This is a genomic window from Mycobacterium bohemicum DSM 44277 (assembly GCF_001053185.1).
Taxonomy (GTDB): Bacteria; Actinomycetota; Actinomycetes; order Mycobacteriales; family Mycobacteriaceae; genus Mycobacterium; species Mycobacterium bohemicum.
Window position 1 is genome coordinate 741,392 of sequence record NZ_CSTD01000002.1, and the last position, 20,654, is coordinate 762,045.

General features: G+C 67.9%; 21 protein-coding genes. 13 read left to right on the forward strand and 8 right to left on the reverse strand.

Translation table 11 applies throughout. The features are described 5' to 3' along the window. Positions 1 to 8: 8 nt before the first annotated feature. Together BN971_RS13785 and BN971_RS13790 are read left to right on the forward strand one after the other, a co-directional pair. Complete coding sequence (locus BN971_RS13785; protein ID WP_085182826.1) at positions 9 to 635, forward strand: fatty-acid--CoA ligase; 627 nt, start codon at positions 9 to 11, stop codon at positions 633 to 635. 9 nt (positions 636 to 644) lie between these two features. Continuing rightward, positions 645 to 848, forward strand: coding sequence for a (2Fe-2S)-binding protein (locus BN971_RS13790; RefSeq protein WP_085182485.1), 204 nt, complete (start codon positions 645 to 647; stop codon positions 846 to 848). On the opposite strand, the gene BN971_RS13795 is transcribed toward BN971_RS13790, so the two are convergent. After that, entirely contained in the window at positions 836 to 2,524 is a 1,689-nt protein-coding gene (locus BN971_RS13795) for an alpha-keto acid decarboxylase family protein (protein WP_372511861.1), read from the reverse strand. The two genes, BN971_RS13790 and BN971_RS13795, sit on opposite strands and share 13 nt — an antisense overlap. A 58-nt stretch (positions 2,525 to 2,582) precedes the next feature. Between BN971_RS13795 and BN971_RS13800 the strand changes: the two genes are divergently transcribed. The 4 genes from BN971_RS13800 (at position 2,583) to BN971_RS13815 (ending at position 5,133) form a co-directional block, all read left to right on the forward strand. Next, positions 2,583 to 3,026, forward strand: coding sequence for an SRPBCC family protein (locus BN971_RS13800; protein ID WP_085182483.1), 444 nt, complete (start codon positions 2,583 to 2,585; stop codon positions 3,024 to 3,026). A gap of 5 nt (positions 3,027 to 3,031) precedes the next feature. Beyond that, positions 3,032 to 4,111, forward strand: a complete 1,080-nt coding sequence (locus BN971_RS13805; protein ID WP_085182482.1) for a CaiB/BaiF CoA transferase family protein — start codon at positions 3,032 to 3,034, stop codon at positions 4,109 to 4,111. A gap of 57 nt (positions 4,112 to 4,168) precedes the next feature. After that, on the forward strand, positions 4,169 to 4,624 hold the full coding sequence (locus BN971_RS13810; RefSeq protein ID WP_085182481.1) for an SRPBCC family protein: 456 nt from the start codon (positions 4,169 to 4,171) through the stop codon (positions 4,622 to 4,624). A gap of 62 nt (positions 4,625 to 4,686) precedes the next feature. Then, positions 4,687 to 5,133 (forward strand): SRPBCC family protein, encoded by a 447-nt coding sequence (locus tag BN971_RS13815; protein ID WP_085182480.1) that lies wholly within the window; start codon positions 4,687 to 4,689, stop codon positions 5,131 to 5,133. A gap of 4 nt (positions 5,134 to 5,137) precedes the next feature. Here the strand turns inward: BN971_RS13815 and BN971_RS13820 are convergent, their stop codons facing one another. Further along, positions 5,138 to 6,319, reverse strand: coding sequence for a pyridoxal phosphate-dependent aminotransferase (locus BN971_RS13820; RefSeq protein WP_085182479.1), 1,182 nt, complete (start codon positions 6,317 to 6,319; stop codon positions 5,138 to 5,140). A gap of 176 nt (positions 6,320 to 6,495) precedes the next feature. Between BN971_RS13820 and BN971_RS13825 the strand changes: the two genes are divergently transcribed. Both BN971_RS13825 and BN971_RS13830 read left to right on the forward strand, forming a co-directional pair. After that, positions 6,496 to 7,707 (forward strand): acetyl-CoA C-acetyltransferase, encoded by a 1,212-nt coding sequence (locus BN971_RS13825; RefSeq protein WP_085182478.1) that lies wholly within the window; start codon positions 6,496 to 6,498, stop codon positions 7,705 to 7,707. A 4-nt stretch (positions 7,708 to 7,711) separates the two neighbouring features. Continuing rightward, complete coding sequence (locus tag BN971_RS13830) at positions 7,712 to 9,847, forward strand: 3-hydroxyacyl-CoA dehydrogenase NAD-binding domain-containing protein (protein ID WP_085182477.1); 2,136 nt, start codon at positions 7,712 to 7,714, stop codon at positions 9,845 to 9,847. A gap of 69 nt (positions 9,848 to 9,916) precedes the next feature. On the opposite strand, the gene BN971_RS13835 is transcribed toward BN971_RS13830, so the two are convergent. Both BN971_RS13835 and BN971_RS13840 read right to left on the reverse strand, forming a co-directional pair. Next, positions 9,917 to 10,774 carry an LLM class F420-dependent oxidoreductase gene (locus tag BN971_RS13835; protein WP_085182476.1) on the reverse strand — a complete coding sequence of 286 codons (858 nt, stop codon included), beginning with the start codon at positions 10,772 to 10,774 and terminating at the stop codon, positions 9,917 to 9,919. A 30-nt stretch (positions 10,775 to 10,804) separates the two neighbouring features. Continuing rightward, a complete protein-coding gene (locus BN971_RS13840) occupies positions 10,805 to 12,013 on the reverse strand; it encodes an FAD-dependent monooxygenase (protein ID WP_085182475.1) in 1,209 nt (402 codons plus the stop codon). A gap of 294 nt (positions 12,014 to 12,307) precedes the next feature. Here BN971_RS13840 and BN971_RS13845 point away from each other — a divergent pair, with 294 nt between their 5' ends. Continuing rightward, positions 12,308 to 13,534 carry an IS110 family RNA-guided transposase gene (locus tag BN971_RS13845; protein WP_085180018.1) on the forward strand — a complete coding sequence of 409 codons (1,227 nt, stop codon included), beginning with the start codon at positions 12,308 to 12,310 and terminating at the stop codon, positions 13,532 to 13,534. 48 nt (positions 13,535 to 13,582) lie between these two features. Here BN971_RS13845 and BN971_RS13850 read toward each other — a convergent pair whose 3' ends face one another. Continuing rightward, a complete protein-coding gene (locus BN971_RS13850; protein ID WP_139027104.1) occupies positions 13,583 to 13,843 on the reverse strand; it encodes a hypothetical protein in 261 nt (86 codons plus the stop codon). A 206-nt stretch (positions 13,844 to 14,049) separates the two neighbouring features. On the opposite strand from BN971_RS13850, the gene BN971_RS13855 reads away from it, so the two are divergent. Both BN971_RS13855 and BN971_RS13860 read left to right on the forward strand, forming a co-directional pair. After that, positions 14,050 to 14,460 (forward strand): SRPBCC family protein, encoded by a 411-nt coding sequence (locus tag BN971_RS13855; RefSeq protein WP_090350160.1) that lies wholly within the window; start codon positions 14,050 to 14,052, stop codon positions 14,458 to 14,460. 10 nt (positions 14,461 to 14,470) lie between these two features. Continuing rightward, positions 14,471 to 15,460 (forward strand): LLM class F420-dependent oxidoreductase, encoded by a 990-nt coding sequence (locus tag BN971_RS13860; protein WP_090350162.1) that lies wholly within the window; start codon positions 14,471 to 14,473, stop codon positions 15,458 to 15,460. Here the strand turns inward: BN971_RS13860 and BN971_RS13865 are convergent. Next, positions 15,457 to 15,750 carry a putative quinol monooxygenase gene (locus BN971_RS13865; RefSeq protein WP_085182825.1) on the reverse strand — a complete coding sequence of 98 codons (294 nt, stop codon included), beginning with the start codon at positions 15,748 to 15,750 and terminating at the stop codon, positions 15,457 to 15,459. The two genes, BN971_RS13860 and BN971_RS13865, sit on opposite strands and share 4 nt — an antisense overlap. Positions 15,751 to 15,920: 170 nt before the next feature. Here BN971_RS13865 and BN971_RS13870 point away from each other — a divergent pair, with 170 nt between their 5' ends. Both BN971_RS13870 and BN971_RS13875 read left to right on the forward strand, forming a co-directional pair. Beyond that, positions 15,921 to 16,334, forward strand: a complete 414-nt coding sequence (locus BN971_RS13870) for a Zn-ribbon domain-containing OB-fold protein (RefSeq protein WP_085182472.1) — start codon at positions 15,921 to 15,923, stop codon at positions 16,332 to 16,334. Positions 16,335 to 16,371: 37 nt separating this feature from the next. After that, entirely contained in the window at positions 16,372 to 17,517 is a 1,146-nt protein-coding gene (locus BN971_RS13875; RefSeq protein ID WP_085182471.1) for a thiolase family protein, read from the forward strand. On the opposite strand, the gene BN971_RS13880 is transcribed toward BN971_RS13875, so the two are convergent. Both BN971_RS13880 and BN971_RS13885 read right to left on the reverse strand, forming a co-directional pair. Further along, positions 17,514 to 18,716 carry an FAD-binding domain gene (locus BN971_RS13880; RefSeq protein WP_085182470.1) on the reverse strand — a complete coding sequence of 401 codons (1,203 nt, stop codon included), beginning with the start codon at positions 18,714 to 18,716 and terminating at the stop codon, positions 17,514 to 17,516. The two genes, BN971_RS13875 and BN971_RS13880, sit on opposite strands and share 4 nt — an antisense overlap. Before the next feature lie 240 nt (positions 18,717 to 18,956). Beyond that, positions 18,957 to 20,606, reverse strand: coding sequence for a DNA repair helicase XPB (locus BN971_RS13885; RefSeq protein ID WP_085182469.1), 1,650 nt, complete (start codon positions 20,604 to 20,606; stop codon positions 18,957 to 18,959). Positions 20,607 to 20,654: the final 48 nt, after the last annotated feature.

The window sequence follows — 20,654 nt, forward strand, 5'->3', positions numbered from 1 at the left end:
AAGTCGTGCTGAGCAACGGAAACCTGCACTCGATGGTCATCGCGTCGGACTATCGCGTCCCGGATCCCAGCCGGGTGTGGCCGCTGCTGCAACGCAACAAGTCGGCGCTCGCCGGCATCGGCGCCCACCACGTGCTGGCCTACACGTCGACGCACGACTACGGGCGCGTGCTGGTGATGATCGGCGTCCGCAGCCGCGAGCCGGTCGTCGAGCTGCTGCGATCCCGAGTCTTCTTCGACTGGTTCGACACCGCCGGCGTCGAGGACATCCCCGCGGTGTTCGCCGGTGAGATCATCGACCGTTTCGTGGCGGAGCGCCCGGCGGATGGCGAGGCGCCCGGAGTCGTGGTGGCGGCGATCGCGTGCGTCGACGACGTGTCGACCCTGATCTCGGGGGTTCGCTCGGCGATGGACAGGTTCACCGCCGCCGGCATCCGAAAGACCTGGGTATTCCGGGCTTTCGACGACGCGCAGGAGGTTTTGATCCTGCAGGAGTTCCCCGACGAGGAGAGCGCGCGGACGTGGATCGAGCACCCCGACGCCGCCGCGGAGTGGCTGTCGCGGGTTGGTGTCGGCGCGTACCCGCCGCTGTTCGTCGGCCGGCTCTTGGACATGATGCGCATCGAGGCGGACTGAGCGGCCGCGGTGTTCGTATGCCTGTGTAACGGAGTCACCAGCCATGCCGTGGCCGAGGCCGTCGCGGCGGGAGCGGCGACGACGAAGGACGTCGCCCGCGAATGCGGGGCGGGGGCCGACTGCGGGCGCTGCCGGCGAACGATCCAGACGATGCTGCGGTCGTCGACGCCGGAAACGCCAGGAAGCACCGACCGGTTCCGTCAGCGGCGCTGACCGTCGTCCGGCGGCGCCATGGGCCCGACGAGTTGAGCGAGCAGGTGCGGGACCTCGAGCCTCGGCAGGACCACCTCGACGAAGACCATGCGATCGCGGTGTGTGGCCGCCGCGGTCAACGCGTCGTCGAGCTCGCCGTAGGTCTGCGCCCGGAAAACCAGGTGGTCGGTGACGCCGAGCGCACCGGGCAGATCGGTCCATCTCCAGGCGACGATGTCGTTGTAGGGGGCCGTCTTCCCGTGGATCGCCCGTTCGACGGTGTAGCCGTCGTTGTTGACCACCACGATCACCGGGGACAGTCCCTCGCGGGAGAAGGTGCCGAGCTCCTGCACGGTGAGTTGCGCGGCGCCGTCGCCGATCAGCAGCACCGTCCTGCGCTCGGGGTGCGCCACCGCGGCCCCGACGGCCGCGGGCAGCGTGTAACCGATTGAGCCCCAGAGGGGTTGGCCGATGAAGGTGACCCCGTGCGGCAACCGGTGGTCGGCCATCCCGAAGAACGACGTGCCCTGATCGGCCAGCACGACGTTCCCCGGTGTGAGCGCAGCGCAGAGCCGGTCCCACAGCATCCGCTGGGTCAGCGGTTCCTCGCGCGCCGGGGGCGGGGGCGGTGGCTCGGACGGCGGCGACGCGACGGGTGGCGAGCTGACCGCCCGCCGGGTCAGGATCGTCGCCAGCGCGTCCAGCGCGGCGCCCATCTCCAACGGCGCGAAGACCTCGCCGGCCACGCTGCTCTGGTACTGGCCGATGTCGATGTTGCGCGTCGGGTCGATGCGCTGGCTGAACATGCCGCTGACCATGTCGGTGAACACCACGCCCGCCGTCACCAGCACCGGCGCCTGCTCGATCGCCGCGCGCACCGATTCGGCGCTGGCCGAACCGGCGTAGATGCCCAGGAAGTTCGGCGAGCTCTCGTCGAGCAAGCTCTTCCCCCACATCAACGTGGCGTGCGGCACTACGTCGGCGGCCAACAGCGTCTCGAGTTCCTTGACGGCCTGCAGGCGGTGCACCAGCAAGTCGGCGAGCACGGTCAGCCGGTGGCCGCCGATGAGTTCGGTCGCGGCCTCGACGAACAACGCCAGGGCGCGGGGGCTGGTGCCGCCGGTGTAGCGGGGCAGCGGCGAGTCGGGGGGTTCGGTGGGGAAGCGGGCGACGTCGGTGGACATCAGGATGTATCCCGGCCGCTTCTGTTCCCGGACCTCGCTGAGCACCCTGTCGATCTCCCTGCGGGCCGTGGCGGGCATGAGATTGGCTTGGGCGCAGGTGATTTCGCGGCTCACGCGCAGAAAGTGCTCGAAGTCTCCATCGCCCAGCGAATGATGCAGCGCCCGCCGGGTCCCCTGCGCGTCCTTGGAGGGGCCGCCGACGATGTGCACGACGGGCACGTGCTCGGCGTAGCTGCCCGCGACCGCGTTCGCCGCCGACAGCTCACCCACTCCGAATGTGGTTACCACCGCGGACATTCCGCGCAGCCGCCCGTAGCCGTCGGCGGCGTATCCGGCGTTCAGTTCGTTGGCGTTGCCGACCCACCGGATGGCCGGATGCGCGACGATGTGGTCCAGGAAGGCCAGGTTGTAGTCGCCGGGAACACCGAAGATCTCGGTGACGCCCAGCTCGGCGAGGCGATCCAGCAGGTAGTCACCGACGGTGTAGAGGGGATCGGGATCAGTCACAGCCACGACGGTACGCCCAGCCGCGGCTATTCCGGAGGCGCCGCCGCCGCGTTATGGTCCAGCCATGGCTGTCAAGGAATCCCGCGAAGTAGTGATCGAAGCAAGCCCCAACGAGATCCTCGACGTTGTCGCCGACGTCGAGACCATGCCGGAATGGTCGTCGATCCATCAGAGCGCCGAGGTGCTCGAACGCGACGCGAACGGCCGGCCGCTGCGCGCACGGATGAAGGTGAAGACATCCGGGGTGACGGACGAGGTGGTGCTCGCCTACACCTGGTCCGACGACGGCGTCACGTGGACTCAGGAAAGCGGCAAGGCATCGCGCAATCAAGAGGGCAGCTACGCGCTCACCCCGCAGGGCGACAACACCCGGACGAAGTTCAACCTGGAGCTGGATCCGCTGGTGCCGCTGCCCGGCTTCGTGATGAAGCGGGCCATCAAAGGGATCATGGAGATCAACACCGACGGCCTGCGCAAGCAGGTGCTGAAGGTGAAGAAGGGCAAATAGACGCGATGTCCGGCGAGGGCCCGCTGGCGGGGGTGAAGGTCATCGAACTCGGCGGCATCGGGCCGGGGCCGCACGCGGGGATGGTGCTCGCCGACCTGGGCGCGGACGTGGTGCGGGTGCGCCGGCCCGGCGGGTTGATGATGCCGGCCGAGAACCGCGACCTGCTGCACCGCGGCAAGCGGATCGTCGACCTGGACGTCAAGGCGCAGCCGCAGCGGCTGCTCGAGCTGGCCGCCAGGGCCGACGTGCTGCTGGACTGTTTCCGGCCCGGCACCTGCGAGCGGCTCGGCATCGGCCCCGACGACTGCGCGGCCGTCAACCCGCGGCTGATCTTCGCGCGGATCACCGGCTGGGGCCAGCATGGCCCGCTGGCGCACACGGCCGGGCACGACATCAACTACCTGTCGCGCACCGGTGCCCTGTCGGCGCTGGGCTACGCCGACCGCCCGCCCATGCCGCCGCTGAACCTGGTCGCCGACTTCGGCGGCGGTTCGATGTTGGTGCTGCTCGGCATCGCCACGGCGCTGTACGAGCGGGAGCGGTCGGGCCGAGGTCAGGTGATCGATGCGGCGATGGTCGACGGCGTCAGCGTGCTGGCCCAGATGATGTGGACCATGAAGTCGACCGGTTCGCTGCGCGACCGCAGGGAGTCGTTCCTGCTCGACGGCGGAGCCCCGTTCTACGGGTGCTACGAAACCTCCGACGGCAAGTACGTGGCCGTCGGCGCCATCGAGCCACAGTTCTTCGCGGCGCTGCTCGACGGGCTGGGACTTGCCGCCGACGACGTGCCCGGTCAGCTCGATCGGGACTCGTACCCGCGGATGCGCGAGGTCTTCGCCGCGCGGTTCGCCGGCCGCACCCGCGACGAGTGGACCCAGATCTTCGCCGGCACCGACGCGTGCGTCACCCCGGTCCTGACATGGGGCGAGGCCGCCACCGATGACCATCTGCGGGCGCGGTCCACCGTGATCACGGCCCACGGCGTCGACCAGGCCGCCCCGGCCCCGCGTTTTTCGCGCACGCCCGCCGGAGGCGTCGGCCGGCCGCCGGCCGCGACCACACCGATCGACGAGATCGATTGGTAGGGAGCGGTTTACGCCGAACCGCCCCATAACCGCGGCCGGATTGCTATGTTGACGGCAGTGGCCGTCAAAGCATCACGGGAATTTGTCGTCGACGCGCCCCCGGACGTGGTCATGGAGGCGCTCGCGGATGTCAGCGTCCTGACCACCTGGTCGCCGCTGCACAAACACATCGAAGTGATCGACCGTTATCCCGACGGCCGGCCCCATCACGTCAAGACGACCATCAAGATCTTCGGGCTCGTCGACAAGGAAATCCTCGAATACCACTGGGGTCCCGACTGGGTGGTCTACGACGTGAAAGGAACCGCCCAGCAGCACGGCCAGCACGTCGAGTACAACCTCAAGCCCGAAGGACTCGACAAGACACGCGTGCGTTTCGACCTCACCGTCGAACCCGCCGGGCCCATACCGGGATTCATCGTCAGGCGCGCCAGCGACAACGTCCTCGACGCCGCGGTCGAGGGGCTGCGCAACATGGTGTCGGGCCCGGCCGAAACCGCTGGAGAGGAATAGCCGCCACTTGCGGCGTCGCATTTGACCTCGTGAGCGGCGGTGCGGTTGCTAACTTGTTAGCAGTGGCCGTTCAAGCATCGTCCGAAATTGTCATCGACGCGCCCGCGGATGTGATCATCGACGCGCTCGCCGACATGGACACCGTGCCGTCGTGGTCGGCGGTGCACAAGAAGGCCGAAGTCGTCGACACCTATCCCGACGGGCGACCGCGCCATGTGAAGGTCACGATCCGGGTGATGGGCATCATCGACACCCAGCTGCTCGAATACCACTGGGGCGAGGACTGGATGGTGTGGGACGCCGAGAAAACCATCCATCAACACGGCCAGCACGGTGAATACAACCTGACCCGCGAGGGCGATGACAAGACGCGGGTGCGGTTCACCATCACCGTCGAGCCCTCGGCGCCGCTGCCGGAGTTCATACTCAACCGGGCCCGCAAGAAGATCCTGCACGCCGCGCTGGAAGGGCTGCGCCGCCGGGTCATGGACGGACCGGCCCCGACGTAGCGGGTCACCGCTTCTTCAGCGCGCCCAGCCGCCTGATCGCCTCGTCGAGGGTGTCGTCGCGCTTGCAGAACGTGAAGCGCACCAAGTGATTCCACACCTGGGCGTGCGGACCGGCCGGGTCACAGAACGCCGAGAGCGGGATCGCGGCGACGCCGACCTGTTCTGGCAGCGTCGCGCAGAATGCGGTGCTGTCGTCGTAGCCCAGCGGGCGCGGGTCCGCGCACAGGAAGTAACTGCCGTCGCTGTGGTGCACCTCGAAGCCGATCTCGGTCAGTCCCGCCGCCAGCCGGTCGCGCCTGGCCTGCAGCGAACGGCGAAGCTCGGCCACCCAGGCGTCCTCGGTGTCGAGTGCGAGGGCCACCGCGGGCTGGAAGGGGGCGCCGCCGACATAGCTCAAATACTGCTTGGCCGCGCGCACTCCGGCGATGAGTTCGGCTGGGCCGCAGGCCCATCCGATCTTCCAGCCGGTGCAGTTGAACATCTTGGCCGCGCTGGAGATGGTGACGGTGCGCTCGGCCATGCCGTCGAAGGCGGCCAGCGGCAGGTGCCGATGGTCGTCGTAGACCAGGTGCTCGTAGACCTCGTCGGTGATCACCAGCAGATCGGCCGCCACCGCGATGCCCGCGACGGCGGCCAGCTCGGCCTCGCTCAGCACTGTGCCGGTGGGGTTGTGCGGCGAGTTGACGATCAGCGCGCGGGTGCGGGACGTCACCGCGCGCCGCAACGCGTCGATGTCGAGGGCGAAGCCGCGGCCGTCCGGGACCAGGGGAACCGACACCCGATGGGCGCCGGCCATCGCCACCACCGGCGAGTAGGAGTCGTAGAAGGGCTCGATCAGCACGACTTCCGAGCCCGGCTCGACCAGGCCGATCACCGCGGCCGCGATCGCCTCCGTGGCACCGACGGTCACCAGCACCTCGGTGTCGGGGTCGTACTCGACGCCATGGGCGCCGTAGCGCCGTCGGCGCTGGGCGGCGATGGCCTGCCGCAGCGATGCGACACCGATCCCGGGCGGGTACTGGTTGACCCCGGCCGCGATGGCGTCCTGGGCGGCCCGCAGCATGGCCGGGGGCCCGTCCTCGTCGGGGAACCCCTGGCCGAGGTTCACCGCGCCGACGCGGCTCGCCAGGGCTGACATCTCGGCGAACACGGTGGTCGCGTAGGGCCGCAATCTCGACACCGTCATGGTGGTGCAGCTTAGGGCCGACCCGCTCGCCCAGCGTGCGGCCGGCCGCCCACCCGGGCCCGTGGGCCACCCCGTCCCTCCCAACCAACAGGTTGGCCGGGCACCCTGTTAGGGTGCTCTCACTGGGCCTAGTGTTTAGGACGGACCCGAACCCCCATTGTGAAGAGGAAGTTGTCATGTCCGAAGAAGCCTTCATCTACGAGGCCATCCGTACCCCGCGGGGAAAGCAGAAGAACGGATCGCTCACCGAGGTCAAGCCGCTGAACCTCGTCGTCGGCCTGATCGAGGAGCTGCGCAAGCGCAACCCCGACCTCGACGAAACAATGATCAGCGACGTCATCCTGGGCTGCGTCTCGCCGGTGGGTGACCAGGGCGGCGACATCGCCCGCACCGCTGTGATCGCGGCCGGCATGCCCGACACCGTCGGCGGCGTGCAGCTCAACCGCTTCTGCGCCTCGGGGCTGGAGGCCGTCAACACCGCGGCCCAGAAGGTCCGCTCCGGCTGGGACGACATGGTGCTCGCCGGCGGTGTGGAGTCGATGAGCCGGGTGCCGATGGGCTCGGATGGCGGCGCGATGATGGCCGACCCGGCCACCTCCTACGACGCCTACATCGTCCCGCAGGGCATCGGCGCCGACCTGATCGCCACGATGGAGGGCTTCTCCCGCGACGACGTCGACGCCTACGCGCTGCGCTCGCAGGAACTTGCCGCCGCGGCGTGGTCGGGTGGCTACTTCGCCAAGTCGGTGGTCCCGGTGCGCGACCAGAACGGCCTGCTGATCCTCGACCACGACGAGCACATGCGCCCCGACACCACGATGGAGGGCCTGGCCAAGCTGAAGCCCGCCTTCGAGGGCCTGGCCGCCATGGCCGGCTTCGACGACGTCGCGCTGCAGAAGTACCACTGGGTCGAGAAGATCAACCACGTGCACACCGGCGGCAACAGCTCGGGCATCGTCGACGGCTCGGCGCTCGTGCTGATCGGGAACGAGAAGGCGGGCAAGTCGCAGGGCCTGACCCCCCGCGCGCGGATCGTCGCCACCGCCACCACCGGCGCCGACCCGACGATCATGCTGACCGGCCCGACGCCGGCCACGCAGAAGGTGCTAGATCGCGCCGGCCTGACCGTCGACGACATCGACCTGTTCGAGCTGAACGAGGCGTTCGCGTCGGTGGTCCTGAAGTTCCAGAAGGACCTCAACATTCCCGACGAGAAGCTCAACGTCAACGGCGGCGCCATCGCGATGGGCCACCCGCTGGGCGCCACCGGCGCCATGATCCTGGGCACCATGGTCGACGAGCTCGAGCGCCGCAACGCCCGTCGCGCGCTGATCACGTTGTGCATCGGCGGCGGCATGGGCGTCGCGACGATCATTGAGAGGGTTTAAGGACATGGCAGAGAACACCATTGCGTGGGACAAGGATGCCGACGGCATCGTCACGCTGACGCTGGACGACCCGACCGGGTCAGCCAACGTGATGAACGAACACTACAAGGAATCCATGCACAAGGCCGTCGAACGCCTTGTCGCCGAAAAGGATTCGATCACGGGTGTGGTGATCACCAGCGGCAAGAAGACGTTCTTCGCCGGCGGTGACCTCAAGACGATGATCACCGCGGTCCCGGAGAACGCCGGCGAGATCTTCGCCGAGGTGGAGGACATCAAGCGCGACCTGCGCGCGCTGGAGACCCTGGGCAAGCCGGTGGTGGCCGCGATCAACGGTGCGGCGCTGGGTGGCGGCCTGGAGATCGCGCTGGCCTGCCACCACCGCATCGTGGCCGACGTCAAGGGCGTCCAGATCGGCCTGCCCGAGGTCACTCTGGGCTTGCTGCCCGGTGGCGGCGGCGTCACCCGCACGGTGCGGATGCTGGGCATCCAGAACGCGTTCATGAACGTGCTGAGCCAGGGGACCCGCTTCAAGCCGGCCGCGGCCAAGGAGAACGGCCTGGTCGACGAAATCGTCTCCACCGTCGAGGAACTGGTGCCGGCCGCCAAGGCGTGGATCAAGGCCAACCCCGAGGCGCACACCCAGCCGTGGGACGCCAAGGGCTACAAGATCCCCGGCGGCACCCCGTCGTCGCCGTCGCTGGCGGCGATCCTGCCGTCGTTCCCGTCGCTGCTGCGCAAGCAGCTCAAGGGTGCGCCGATGCCGGCGCCGCGGGCCATCATGGCCGCCGCCGTCGAGGGCGCGCAGGTCGACTTCGACACCGCCACCCGCATCGAGAGCCGCTACTTCACCGAACTGGTGACCGGCCCGATCGCCAAGAACATGATCCAGGCCTTCTTCTTCGACCTGCAGACCATCAGCTCCGGGGGCTCGCGGCCCGACGGCATCGGCAAGACCCCGATCACCAAGATCGGTGTGCTCGGGGCCGGCATGATGGGCGCCGGCATCGCCTACGTCTCGGCCAAGGCCGGCTTCGACGTGGTGCTCAAGGACGTCAGCCTGGAGGCCGCTCAGAAGGGCAAGGCTTACTCGGAGAAGATCGAGGCCAAGGCGCTGGAGCGGGGCAAGACCAGCAAGGAGCGCTCCGACGCGCTGCTGGCCCGCATCACGCCGACCGCCGATCCCGCCGACTTCAAGGGCGTGGACTTCGTCATCGAGGCGGTGTTCGAGAGCCAGGACCTCAAGCACAAGGTGTTCGGCGAGATCGAGGACATCGTCGAGCCGAACGCGATCCTGGGGTCCAACACCTCCACGCTGCCGATCACCGGCCTGGCCACCGGGGTGAAGCGGCAGGAGGACTTCATCGGGATCCACTTCTTCTCGCCCGTCGACAAGATGCCGCTCGTCGAAATCATCAAGGGCGAGAAGACTTCTGACGAGGCTCTGGCCCGCGTCTTCGATTACACGCTGGCCATCGGCAAGACGCCGATCGTCGTCAACGACAGCCGCGGCTTCTACACCAGCCGTGTCATCGGCACCTTCGTCAACGAGGCGCTGGCGATGCTCGGTGAGGGTGTCGAGCCGGCCTCGATCGAGCACGCGGGATCGCAGGCCGGGTACCCGGCCCCGCCGCTGCAGCTCTCCGACGAGCTCAACCTGGAGCTGATGCACAAGATCGCGCTCGCCACCCGCAAGGGTGTGGAGGACGCCGGCGGCACCTACGAGCCGCACCCGGCCGAGGCCGTCGTCGAGAAGATGATCGAGATCGGGCGTTCGGGCCGGCTGAAAGGTGCCGGGTTCTACGAGTACGTCGACGGCAAGCGCACCCAGTTGTGGCCGGGCCTGCGGGAGACCTTCAAGTCCGGCACCTCGCAGCCGCCGCTGCAGGACATGATCGACCGGATGCTGTTCGCCGAGGCGCTGGAAACCCAGAAGTGCCTCGACGAGGGCGTCATCACCTCGACCGCGGACGCCAACATCGGCTCGATCATGGGCATCGGCTTCCCGCCGTGGACCGGTGGCGCCGCGCAGCTCATCGTCGGTTACCCGCACGGCGGCAAGGCCGGGTTCGTGGCCCGGGCCCGCGAGCTGGCCGAGAAGTACGGAGATCGGTTCCAGCCGCCTGCGTCGCTGACCTAGTCACCGCGCGACAAGACGCAAAAGCCCCCGAAAACCGTTGGTTTCGGGGGCTTTTGCGTCCGTGCGGCCTCAGATGGCGGCGGCGAGGCGGCGCCACTCCTCCCGCGGGAAGGCGCGCGGATCCTCCGTGAGCACCTGCACGCAGACATGGTCGGCTCCGGCCTCCCGATGCTCGGCGACCCGCCGCATGATGGCCTCTTCGTCGCCCCACGCGATCAGCGCGTCGAAGAGCCGATCGCTGACCTGTGCGACATCGTCCTCCGAAAAGCCGCTGCGCAGCATGTTATTGGCGTAGTTGGGCATCGAGAGATAGGCGCGCAGGGTGTCGGTTCCGATCCGGCGTGCCTCGTCGTAGGTGTCGCACAGGATGACACCCTGCTCCGGGAGCAGCAACGGCCCTTCGCCCAGAACCGAACGGGCGTAAGCGGTATGCGACGGGTTGACCAGGTATGGGTGGGCGCCGCGGCTACGGCTCGCGGACATGGCCAGCATCTTCGGGCCCAGGGCGGCGAGCACCCGGCCCTCGGCCGGGACCGGCCGCGGTGCGGCATCCAACCCGTCCAGGAACGCCGCCGTGGCGGCCAGCGGCTTGCGGTAACGGCCGGGCTGGCCGGCGTCGATCAGGGGGGCGTGGCTGACGCCGATGCCCAGCAGGAAGCGGTCCCCGTGCTCGTCGGTCAGGGCCGCGTAGGACTCCGCCACATCCCCGGGCTCGTGCATCCACAGGTTCAGGATTCCGGTGGCGATCACTGTCCGCTTGGTGGCGGCGAGCAGCCGGGCCACCGCGTCCAGCACCGGCCCGCCGACGTCGGGGATCCACAGCGCGGTAAAGCCCAGCTCCTCCAATTCCGCTGCCGCTTCGGTGGATTCGCCGGCGTCACCGTAGCGCAGTTGGCTGCTCCAGATGCCGATGCCGGTAAGGTCCATGGGGTCATCCTTTCGTCGCCCCCCATGGTGTCAGACGTCGGCTCCGGCATAGTCGGGGACCGGCAGGGAGTCGTGCAGCCGGAGGCCCTTGGTGTTCAGTCTCGCCAGCGCCCTGGACAGGGGTGCGGGCATCAGTGAGATCAGTTCCGCCCCGCGGGTCAGTGCCCATACTCCGGCCTTCGAGCCGGGGACGATCGTCCTGGCGGCGCCGCGCGCGAAGTTGCGGCTCAGCTGCACCGGCTCGCGCATCGCCAGTTCGTAGGCGGCGAAGGCGCGCAAGTGATCGCCGTCGGCGCGGGCCATCTCCCCGGCCAGCACGTAGGCCCCCAGCACCGCGAGGCTCGTGCTTCCGCCGACCGCGGGTCCGGGACAGTACCCGGCGTCGCCGACAAGCGTGACGCGCCGGCGTGAGTACCGGTCCAGCCGTAGCTGGCTGATCGCGTCGAAGTAGAACGCCGGGGTGTCGTCGACCTCGGCCAGCCAGCGGTCCACCTGGGTGTGCATGCCCGCGAACGCCTCGCGCAGCAATTCCTTCTGCCGGGCCGCGTCGCGGTGGTCGTAGACGAGTTGCTCCGGGCTGCGGAACAAGAACACCGCGCGCGCGTCGTCGAGGTGCTCCGCCGTGTAGATCGCCGCGAGGCGCCCCACGCCGATATGACCGACCATGTCGCCCGCATTCGCCAGCTCCCTGGGCACCGACACCACCGCGAGGTAGCCGCCCAGGAAGCGGGTGAGATCGGCCTCCTCCCCGAAGGTCAGGCGCCGAACGTTGGAGTGCAGCCCGTCGGCCCCGACGATGACGTCGAACGTGCGCGCCGGCGTGCGCTCGAACGTCACGCAGCCGTCGACGTCGATGCCCGTGATCGAGTCGCCGAACACGTACTCGACGTCGTCGCGCCCGGCGGCGTAGTAGATCTCGCTGAGGTCGTCGCGCATGATCTCCACGTGCCGGTCGGAGGTGGCGGCGTAGACCTTGGTCAGGTCGATCTCCGTGGGCCGTGGCCGGCCCGCACGGTACAAGGTCAGCCGCGTGGTGCCCGTCGCGAGCGCCTCGATCTGCGGCAGGACGCCCATCTTCGCCGAGATCTCCATCGCCGGGCGAAACAGGTCGACGGCGTGGCCGCCGGTCTTGCGCAGGGCTGGCGCGCGCTCGACGACGGTGACGTCGAAGCCGTGGCGCGTCAGCCAGTAGGCCAGCACCGGCCCGGCGATGCTGGCACCGGAAACGAGAACGCGCATGACGGCCCTCCTGCGGCTACTTGAGGCCCGTCCAGCCTAATGGGAACCGATCAGCGAGCCGTTGACAGGTTTTGATGCCCGGTCGGTAGATCCTGATCACCGAGCCGCCGGCCGGTGAGCACTGCTTAAGCCTGGAGTGCTGTTTGACTTCTAAGCCTAGATCGTGCCCCGGCCGGTTGGTGAGGTCATCTGTAGCGCTGATGGGGTGTCGTGCTTCGAGCACTGATCCATTAGGTTGCCGCCAGATGTCCTTGGGCTCGAGCATGTTTCACCGAACATCGAACAGGAGGCGAGTTGACGATATTCGTCGGAGACGATTGGGCCGAGGACCATCACGACGTCCACCTGATGGACGCCGAGGGGGCCCGGCTGGCATCGCGCCGGCTCCCGGAGGGACTCGCGGGCATCCGCGGATTCCACCAACTGGTGGCCGCCCACGCCGAGGAACCCACCCAGGTGGTGATCGGCATCGAAACCGACCGCGGTTTGTGGGTCGAGGCCCTGACCGCGGCTGGCTATCAAGTGTTCGCGGTCAACCCGCTCGCGGTGGCCCGCTACCGCGACCGTCACCAAGTGTCGGGTGCGAAGTCTGACGCCGGTGACGCCAAACTACTGGCTGACCTAGTCCGCACCGACCGCCACAACCATCGCCCGATCGCCGGGGACAGTGCGGCTGTCGAGGCGGTCAAGGTCTTGGCGCGAGGTCACCAGAATCTGATCTGGACCCGAACCCGCCACACCAACGCCCTGCGCAGCGCCTTGCGCGAGTACTACCCTGCGGCGTTGGAGGCCTTCGAGGACCTTGCCGGCCGCGATGCCCTGGCCGTCCTGGGCCGTGCACCGACTCCGGTCGAGGCCGCGCGGCTGAGCCTGTCCAAGATCCGGTCAACGCTCAAAGCTGCTGGGCGCCAACGTAACCTCGATACTCGAGCGCTGCAGATTCAGGAAATTCTGCGCAGCGAGCAGCTCGCTGCCCCGGGCGCGGTCACCGCCGCTTTCGCCGCGACAACCCGCGCCACGGTTGGGATCATCGCCGAGCTAAACCGCCAGATCGGCGAACTCGAAGCAGAACTCGCGACGCATTTTGAGGCACACCCGGACGCCGACATCTACCTCTCCCTGCCAGGACTTGGTGTCATCCTCGGCGCCCGGGTGCTCGGTGAGTTCGGGGACGACCCGAACCGATACACCACCGCCAAGTCTCGCAAGAACTACGCCGGAACGTCACCGCTTACCATCGCGTCGGGAAAGAAACGCGCCGTGCTGGCCCGCCACGTCCGCAACCGCCGCCTCTACGACGCCATCGACCAATGGGCCTTCTGCGCCCTCAACCGCAGTCCAGGTGCCCGCGCCTTCTACGACCAACACCGCGCCGGCGGCGACACCCACCACCAAGCGCTACGCGCCTTAGGTAACCGCCTCGTAGGCATCCTGCACGGCTGCCTCTGCCACCACAACGCCTACGACGAACACAAAGCCTGGGCACATCGCCAACCCAACCCCGACACCCAAGCAGCTTGACAACTTACGGTCCTGGGATGTCTAGGCGCCGCCGGATCCGCTATGCGATCACGCGGTGCTTTGGTCCTGGGCGTTCTGCGTGAAGATGTCGCCGGGGGTCTGCCCGTTGTCGTTGACGGAGTTGCCGTTGTCGTCGTCGTTGGCGACGACGCGGACGCCGGCGCCCGGCGCGGTGATGTCCGGCGAATGCGCCGCCGCCGTAGCGAACCCGAGCGCCGCGACGGCCGCGGCCCCGGCGAAGAGCACGCGCGCACGCAGGTGTCGGCGAGCGGCGGCGGGCGTACGCAGTTCATATCGGAAAGTTGTCATGCATTGTGTTTACGGCTCGCCGGTCTGCGGAGGCTGGGCCGCACTTATCGGTTCGCTGTGAGCCGTCCGGGTCCAAGGGATTTGGGTTTCGCGGCCTCGATGAGCTGTTGGCGATGGGGGCTATGTTTTGTCATACGCGAGAGGGGACGGATCATGATGGCGGCCAACCGGATGCCGGCAGCGCGTATCGGCAGCATGGCGTGCCGATGATCGAGTTCACCCTCACCCGGACCTCGACGGCGCCGATCGAGACCGTGTTCGACGCGATGACCGACCACCGCGGGATCGCGGACTACGTGTGGGCATGCCGGCGCAGCACGCTCGATCGCGAGGGGACCCCCGCACCAAACGGTGTCGGCGCGATCAGACGGCTGGTGGCGATCGGGCCCGCATTTGTCGAGGAGATCATCGAGTATGAGCGACCCACCCGCTACGCGTACAAGATGCTTTCAGGCGCACCGACGCGCAATCACGTCGGCACGATCGCGCTGCGTGAAGCAGAAACGGGAACCGAGGTCAGCTGGCATCTACGGTCAACGCTGAATATCCCCGGTGTTGACCGGCCGATTGCCCGGCTCCTCAGCCGCCCGTCCCGGGCCGCATCGTCGCCGGGCTAAAGTCACCGCTATGCGCTTTGGACTCTTCATCCCGCAAGGCTGGCGAATGGATCTCGTGGGCATCGATCCCGCAGAGCACTGGGCGGTGATGCGCGACCTTGCCATCCACGCCGACAACGGCGCGTGGGACTCGTTGTGGGTCTACGACCACTTCCACACCGTGCCGATGCCGACCGACGAGGCCACGCACGAGGCGTGGTCGCTGATGGCGGCGTACGCGGCGACCACGTCGCGGATCAAACTCGGCCAGATGTGCACCGCGATGAGCTACCGCAATCCCGTGTACCTCGCCAAGGTCGCCGCGACCGCCGACATCATTTCCGGCGGCCGGGTTCAGATGGGCATCGGCGGTGGCTGGTACGAACACGAGTGGCGCGCTTACGGTTACGGCTTCCCGTCGGCCGGCGTTCGGCTGGGCAGGCTGGACGAGGGCGTGCAGATCATGCGGGACGCCTGGCGCGACGGTAAGGTCAGCTTCGACGGCAAGCACTACCAGGTCGACGGTGCCATCGTCTCCCCGAAGCCGTTGCAGGAAAACGGAATTCCGATGTGGATCGCCGGTGGGGGCGAGAAGGTGACGCTGCGCATCGCGGCTCAGTACGCGCAATACACCAACTTCACCCCGGAGCCCGAGGCCTTCGCACACAAATCCGAGGTCCTGGCTGACCACTGCCGGCGCCTGGGCACCGACTTCGATGCCATCGTGCGCTCGGCCAACTTCAACGTCGTCGTCGGCACGTCGGACGCCGACGTCGCGGAACGCCAGAAGCGGGTCCGCGACCGGCTGGTGGGTTGCGTACCCGAGGCGATCGCCGACGCGATGATCGCCGGCACCAGCGGGCCGGACTCGCCGATCGGAACCGCCGAACAGGTCATCGAACGGATCGCGAAGGTGCGCGATCTCGGATGCGAATACGCCATCTGCTATTTCCCCGAGGCGGCCTATGACCGCTCGGGTATCGAGTTGTTCGAGCGGGAAGTCATTCCCGCGCTGAGCTAGACGTCGCTGGTGTTGTAGCGAGTCTTGACCGGTGGTGCCGCGAGCAATGGCGGCAGTTCCGTCAGGCGGCCCTCGCCGGCGCGGAAGGCCCGGTAGGCCTCGTCGTCAGCCACCGTCTCCCACACTTCGTAGATGAGCCAGTGGGCTTCGTCGTCCTCGTCGACGAGCACGTCGGTGCGAAGGTTGCCGGCGAACGCCCGGGTGTCCCGCAGCGCCCGGCCCATCACGTCGCGGGCCGCGTCCACCGCGTCGGGCTTGAACTTCAGTTCCAGCATCACGGTCACTGCCATGGTCGTCTCCTCGGTCGGGCGCGGCGCTACCAAGATAGCGGCCACGGCCGCGTGGGTCGCCCGTGGTCTCCGGCGGCCGGTCACGGCGAGAACGAGGTTTCCGATTGCGGGAACGCTGTTGTACCTTTCAGGGAGCGCATTACCGTTCGGCGGATGACGGAGGATTCCTGATGCAGAAGGCGCTGGCGCCCGAGATCTCCACCTGGCCCGACGAGAATCCGCAGCTCATCGGCAGTCGATGCGGCGACTGCGGTGCGACGACGTTTCCCGTGCAGCAGTGGTGCCCGCGCTGCAGCGGCGGCGCGATGACCGATCTTTTGCTACCGCGCCGCGGCACCCTCGTCGCGTGGACCACCCAGGGATTTCCTCCCGGCGCTCCCTACGCCGGCCCCACCGGCAAGGACTTCGTGCCCTTCGGGATGGGCCTGGTCCAGCTCGGTGACGCCATCCGGGTCGAGGGGCGGCTCACCGAAAACGACCCGGCCAGGCTGCAGTTCGGTCAGGAGGTCGAACTCACCATGGTGCCGCTGACCACCGACGCCGACGGCGACGAGGTCATGACATTCGCTTTTCGGCCGGTCTAGAGGCGGGTCGCCACCATCCATCCAGGAGGAGCCTGACATGACCAACGATGTCGCCATCATCGGCGTGGGCCTGCACCCTTTCGGCAGGTTCGACAAGACCGCGATGCAGATGGGCGCCGAGGCCATCCACGCGGCGCTCGAGGACGCCGGCGTGGCGTGGAAGGACATCCAGTTCGGCTTCGGCGGCAGCCACGAGGTGTCCAATCCCGACGCGGTGACCCGCCTGGTCGGGCTGACCGGCATCACCTTCACCAACGTGTTCAACGCGTGCGCCACCGCGGCCAGCGCCATCCAGCAGACCGCGGACACCATCCGCCTGGGCAAGTACGACCTCGGCATCGCCATCGGCATGGACAAACACCCGCGCGGGGCCTTCACCGATGACCCGGCCAAGCTGGCGCTGCCGCAGTGGTATGCGCAGAACGGGCAGTTCGTCACCACCAAGTTCTTCGGCATGAAGGCCAACAAATACCTGCACGACCACCACATCTCCCAGGCCACGCTGGCCAAGGTCGCCGCCAAGAATTATCGCAACGGCGCGCTGAACCCAAATGCGTTCCGCCGCAAGGCGCTTTCGGAGGAAGAGATCCTGAGCTCGGCCGTGTTGAACTACCCGCTGACGCAGTACATGTTCTGCGCGCCCGACGAGGGCGCGGCAGCGGTGATCATGTGTCGCGCCGACATGGCACATAAGTTCACCGACAAGCCGGTGTACGTGCGGGCCTGCGAGATCCGGACCCGGCGCTACGGTGCCTACGAGGTGCACGCGACGTCGGCGCCGCTGGACGAGGACGCTTCGCCGACCGTGTACGCGGCCAAGGCGGCCTACGAGGCGGCGGGCATCGGGCCCGAGGACGTCGACGTGGCGCAACTGCAGGACACCGACGCCGGCAACGAGGTGATCCACATGGCCGAGACGGGCCTGTGCGCCGACGGCGAGCAGGAGAAGCTGCTGGCCGACGGCGCCACCGAGATCCACGGACCGATGCCCATCAACACCGACGGCGGCCTGATCGCCAACGGCGAGCCGATCGGCGCGTCGGGGCTGCGCCAGATGCACGAGCTGGTGCGCCAATTGCGAGGCGAGGCCGGTGAGCGTCAGGTGCCGGGCAACCCGCGCGTCGGCCTGGCGCAGGTGTACGGCGCGCCGGGCACCGCCTCGGCGACCATCCTGTCGCTCTAGATCGTCGGGGCCACGCCCTCCTCGTACTTTGGCAGTGCGATGTCGCTGCGGAATTCGCGCCGGACGATCCAGTCGGCCAGTGGCCGAACGTTCAGCAACCTCGAACCCTGATTGCGCGTCCACACTCCCAGCGCCGTCTTCGGGGCAAACATCTTGGCGAATGCGCGCGCCGAACGCTGCCGCGCCTCGACGATCGGACGCAGTCGCCGTTCGTAACGACCAAGCGCCCCTGGGTAGTCGGCACCGGCGCGGTCTAGTTCGCCCGCCAAGATGTAGGCCTCGACCATCGCCAGACCCGCCCCTTCGCCCGCCAGCAGAGAAACCGCGGCAGCGGCATCACCGATGAGAGCTACGCGCCCCTTCGACCAGCGGTCCATGACGATTTGGCTGACCCGGTCGAAGTACACCTCGGAGACGCCATCGAGTTCGCGCAAAATCTCCGGGCATTCCCACCCCGCGTTGCCGAAGACCTGGTGCAGCGTCGTCTTGGCGTGCGACACGTTCTGTGGCTCCGGCCCTCTCGTGTATTCAGCGGCGAAGACGAAGAGAAACAGGGTCTTCTCGCCGCGCATGGCGAACCGTGCGATCATGCGCCCGGGCATCGTGTGAGCGAGGTAGACGAGTTCATCACGCGGCCGATAGCCGTCGGCCTCGAATGCCGCGACCCGGTAGCCGAGATCCGTCTCGAATCTGGAGTCGGGGCCAAAGACCAACTCGCGCAAGGGTGAATGGATCCCACCCGCTCCCACCAGCAGGTCGAATTGTCGCGACCCGCCGTGCTCGAGTGTCACTTCTACGCCCGAGTCATTTTGCGCGACAGCGGAAACGCTGTCGCCGAACATGGTCTCGGCGTGACCGTCGATAGCGCGATAGATCGTGGCCGCCAGTTCACCACGGGGTACGGTGACGAAGTCGCCGCCGAGGTTGCGCCGGAACGATTCGGCCGAAAACCCGCCCACGCGTTGCGAATTCCGGTCCACGAGCCGGATTTCCCGTACCGCATAGCCCGCCGTGTGCAATTGGGCGGTGAGTCCCATACGTTCGGCAACGGCATATCCGCCGCCCCAGAAGTCCACGACGTAGCCGCCGGTGCGGAGCCGCGGCGCCTTTTCGATGAGCGTCGGCTCGTGACCGTAGCGGCACAGCCAGTACGCAAGGGTGGGTCCGGCGATGCCAGCACCGACGATGGCGATCTTCATGCGGGCGCCTCTACAGGGAGTTCCGCGACTACTATAGCACACTGCAATAGTTGCAGTAGTGCATAAAGTGGCCATCGGCGGGGCCGAGGGCCGGCCGGTTGTCGGCATCAAAGTGGGGGCGCTCCAGCCGGTGGCGCGAGCAGACGCAGAATCGCGCTGACGCAGCCTGATTCAGGCGATTCTGCGTCTGCTCGCGAGCGGGTGGGGTCCCCCCTCTGGGGGAGTGCCCCCAGCTGGCGGTCAGATCGCAGGCCCCAGGAGGTCGTCCGCGTCGCGGATGATGTAGCCGTAGCCCTGCTCGGCCAGGAAGCGCTGCCGGTGCGCGGCGTATTCGGCGTCCAGGCTGTCACGGGCCACCACCGAATAGAAGATGGCGCCGCCACCGTCGGACTTGGGCCGCAGCAGCCGGCCCAACCGCTGAGCCTCCTCCTGGCGTGAGCCGAACGTCCCCGAAACCTGCACCGCCACCGACGCTTCCGGTAGGTCGATGGAAAAGTTGGCGACCTTGGACACCACCAGCGTGGACACCTCCCCGCGGCGGAAGGAGTCGAACAGGGCCTCACGTTCCTTCGTGCGGGTCGAGCCCTGGATCACCGGGGCGTTCAGCTCGGCCCCGAGCTCGTCGAGCTGGTCGAGGTAGGCGCCGATCACCAGGGTCTGTTCGCCCGGATGCTTCTCCAGGATCGATTTGACCACGGCGATCTTGGTGTGGGCCGTCGAGCAAACCCGATAGCGCTCTTCGGGTTCGGAGGTGGCGTAGGTCATCCGCTCGCTGTCGGTCATCGTGACCCGGACCTCGACGCACTCCGCCGGCGCGATCCAACCCTGGGCTTCGATGTCCTTCCACGGCGCGTCATAGCGTTTCGGGCCGATCAGGGAGAACACGTCACCCTCGCGCCCGTCCTCGCGCACCAGCGTCGCGGTCAGCCCGAGCCGGCGTTTGGACTGCAGGTCGGCGGTCATCCGGAACACCGGCGCGGGCAGCAGGTGCACCTCGTCGTAGATGATCAGGCCCCAGTCGCGGCTGTCGAAGAGCTCCAGATGCCGATACTCGCCCTTGGAGCGGCGCGTGATCATCTGGTAGGTCGAGATGGTGACCGGCCGGATCTCCTTGCGCTCGCCGGAGTATTCGCCGATCTCGTCCTCGGTCAGCGAGGTGCGGGCGACCAGTTCGCGCTTCCACTGCCGCGCGGCCACGATATTGGTGACCAAAATGAGCGTCGTCGCACTGGCTTTCGCCATCGCGGCGGCGCCCACCAGCGTCTTGCCGGCGCCGCACGGCAGGACGACCACCCCCGAGCCGCCCGACCAGAACGAGTCGGTGGCCATCTGCTGGTAGTCGCGCAGCTGCCAGCCGTCGGGCTGCAGGCTGATCGGGTGCGCCTCGCCGTCGACGTAGCCGGCGAGGTCCTCGGCCGGCCAGCCGATCTTGAGCAGCATCTGTTTGACCCGGCCCCGCTCGCTGGGGTGGACGACGACAGTGTCCTCGTCGAGCCGCGCGCCCAGCATCGGAGCGATCTTCTTGTTGCGCAGCACCTCCTCGAGCACCGCGCGGTCCAGGCTCACCAGCGTCAGGCCGTGCGCCGGATTCTTGACCAGCTGGAGCCGGCCGTACCGGGCCATGGTGTCGACGATGTCGACCAGCAGCGGCTGTGGCACCGCGTAGCGCGAGAAGCTGACCAGCGCGTCGACGACCTGCTCGGCGTCGTGGCCGGCCGCGCGGGCATTCCACAGCGCCAGCGGGGTGATGCGGTAGGTGTGCACGTGTTCGGGTGCGCGCTCGAGTTCGGCAAACGGCGCGATCGCGGCCCGCGCCGCGCCCGCCAGCTCGTGGTCCACCTCGAGCAGCACCGTCTTGTCGGACTGCACGATCAACGGCCCGTCAGTCAATGCCGCTCCTCTTTCACTGCCTCATCGCTGCGCCGCACGGTCGCGGCG

Excerpts from the sequence above, each read along its gene's own strand:
- BN971_RS13870 (WP_085182472.1), top strand. The coding sequence starts at position 15,921 with ATGCAGAAGGCGCTGGCGCCCGAGATCTCCACCTGGCCCGACGAGAAT.
- BN971_RS13880 (WP_085182470.1), bottom strand. The coding sequence starts at position 18,716 with ATGAAGATCGCCATCGTCGGTGCTGGCATCGCCGGACCCACCCTTGCG.
- BN971_RS13875 (WP_085182471.1), top strand. The coding sequence starts at position 16,372 with ATGACCAACGATGTCGCCATCATCGGCGTGGGCCTGCACCCTTTCGGC.
- BN971_RS13800 (WP_085182483.1), top strand. The coding sequence starts at position 2,583 with ATGGCTGTCAAGGAATCCCGCGAAGTAGTGATCGAAGCAAGCCCCAAC.
- BN971_RS13830 (WP_085182477.1), top strand. The coding sequence starts at position 7,712 with ATGGCAGAGAACACCATTGCGTGGGACAAGGATGCCGACGGCATCGTC.
- BN971_RS13805 (WP_085182482.1), top strand. The coding sequence starts at position 3,032 with ATGTCCGGCGAGGGCCCGCTGGCGGGGGTGAAGGTCATCGAACTCGGC.
- BN971_RS13850 (WP_139027104.1), bottom strand. The coding sequence starts at position 13,843 with ATGACAACTTTCCGATATGAACTGCGTACGCCCGCCGCCGCTCGCCGA.
- BN971_RS13835 (WP_085182476.1), bottom strand. The coding sequence starts at position 10,774 with ATGGACCTTACCGGCATCGGCATCTGGAGCAGCCAACTGCGCTACGGT.
- BN971_RS13840 (WP_085182475.1), bottom strand. The coding sequence starts at position 12,013 with ATGCGCGTTCTCGTTTCCGGTGCCAGCATCGCCGGGCCGGTGCTGGCC.
- BN971_RS13865 (WP_085182825.1), bottom strand. The coding sequence starts at position 15,750 with ATGGCAGTGACCGTGATGCTGGAACTGAAGTTCAAGCCCGACGCGGTG.
- BN971_RS13860 (WP_090350162.1), top strand. The coding sequence starts at position 14,471 with ATGCGCTTTGGACTCTTCATCCCGCAAGGCTGGCGAATGGATCTCGTG.
- BN971_RS13855 (WP_090350160.1), top strand. The coding sequence starts at position 14,050 with ATGATCGAGTTCACCCTCACCCGGACCTCGACGGCGCCGATCGAGACC.
- BN971_RS13820 (WP_085182479.1), bottom strand. The coding sequence starts at position 6,319 with ATGACGGTGTCGAGATTGCGGCCCTACGCGACCACCGTGTTCGCCGAG.
- BN971_RS13825 (WP_085182478.1), top strand. The coding sequence starts at position 6,496 with ATGTCCGAAGAAGCCTTCATCTACGAGGCCATCCGTACCCCGCGGGGA.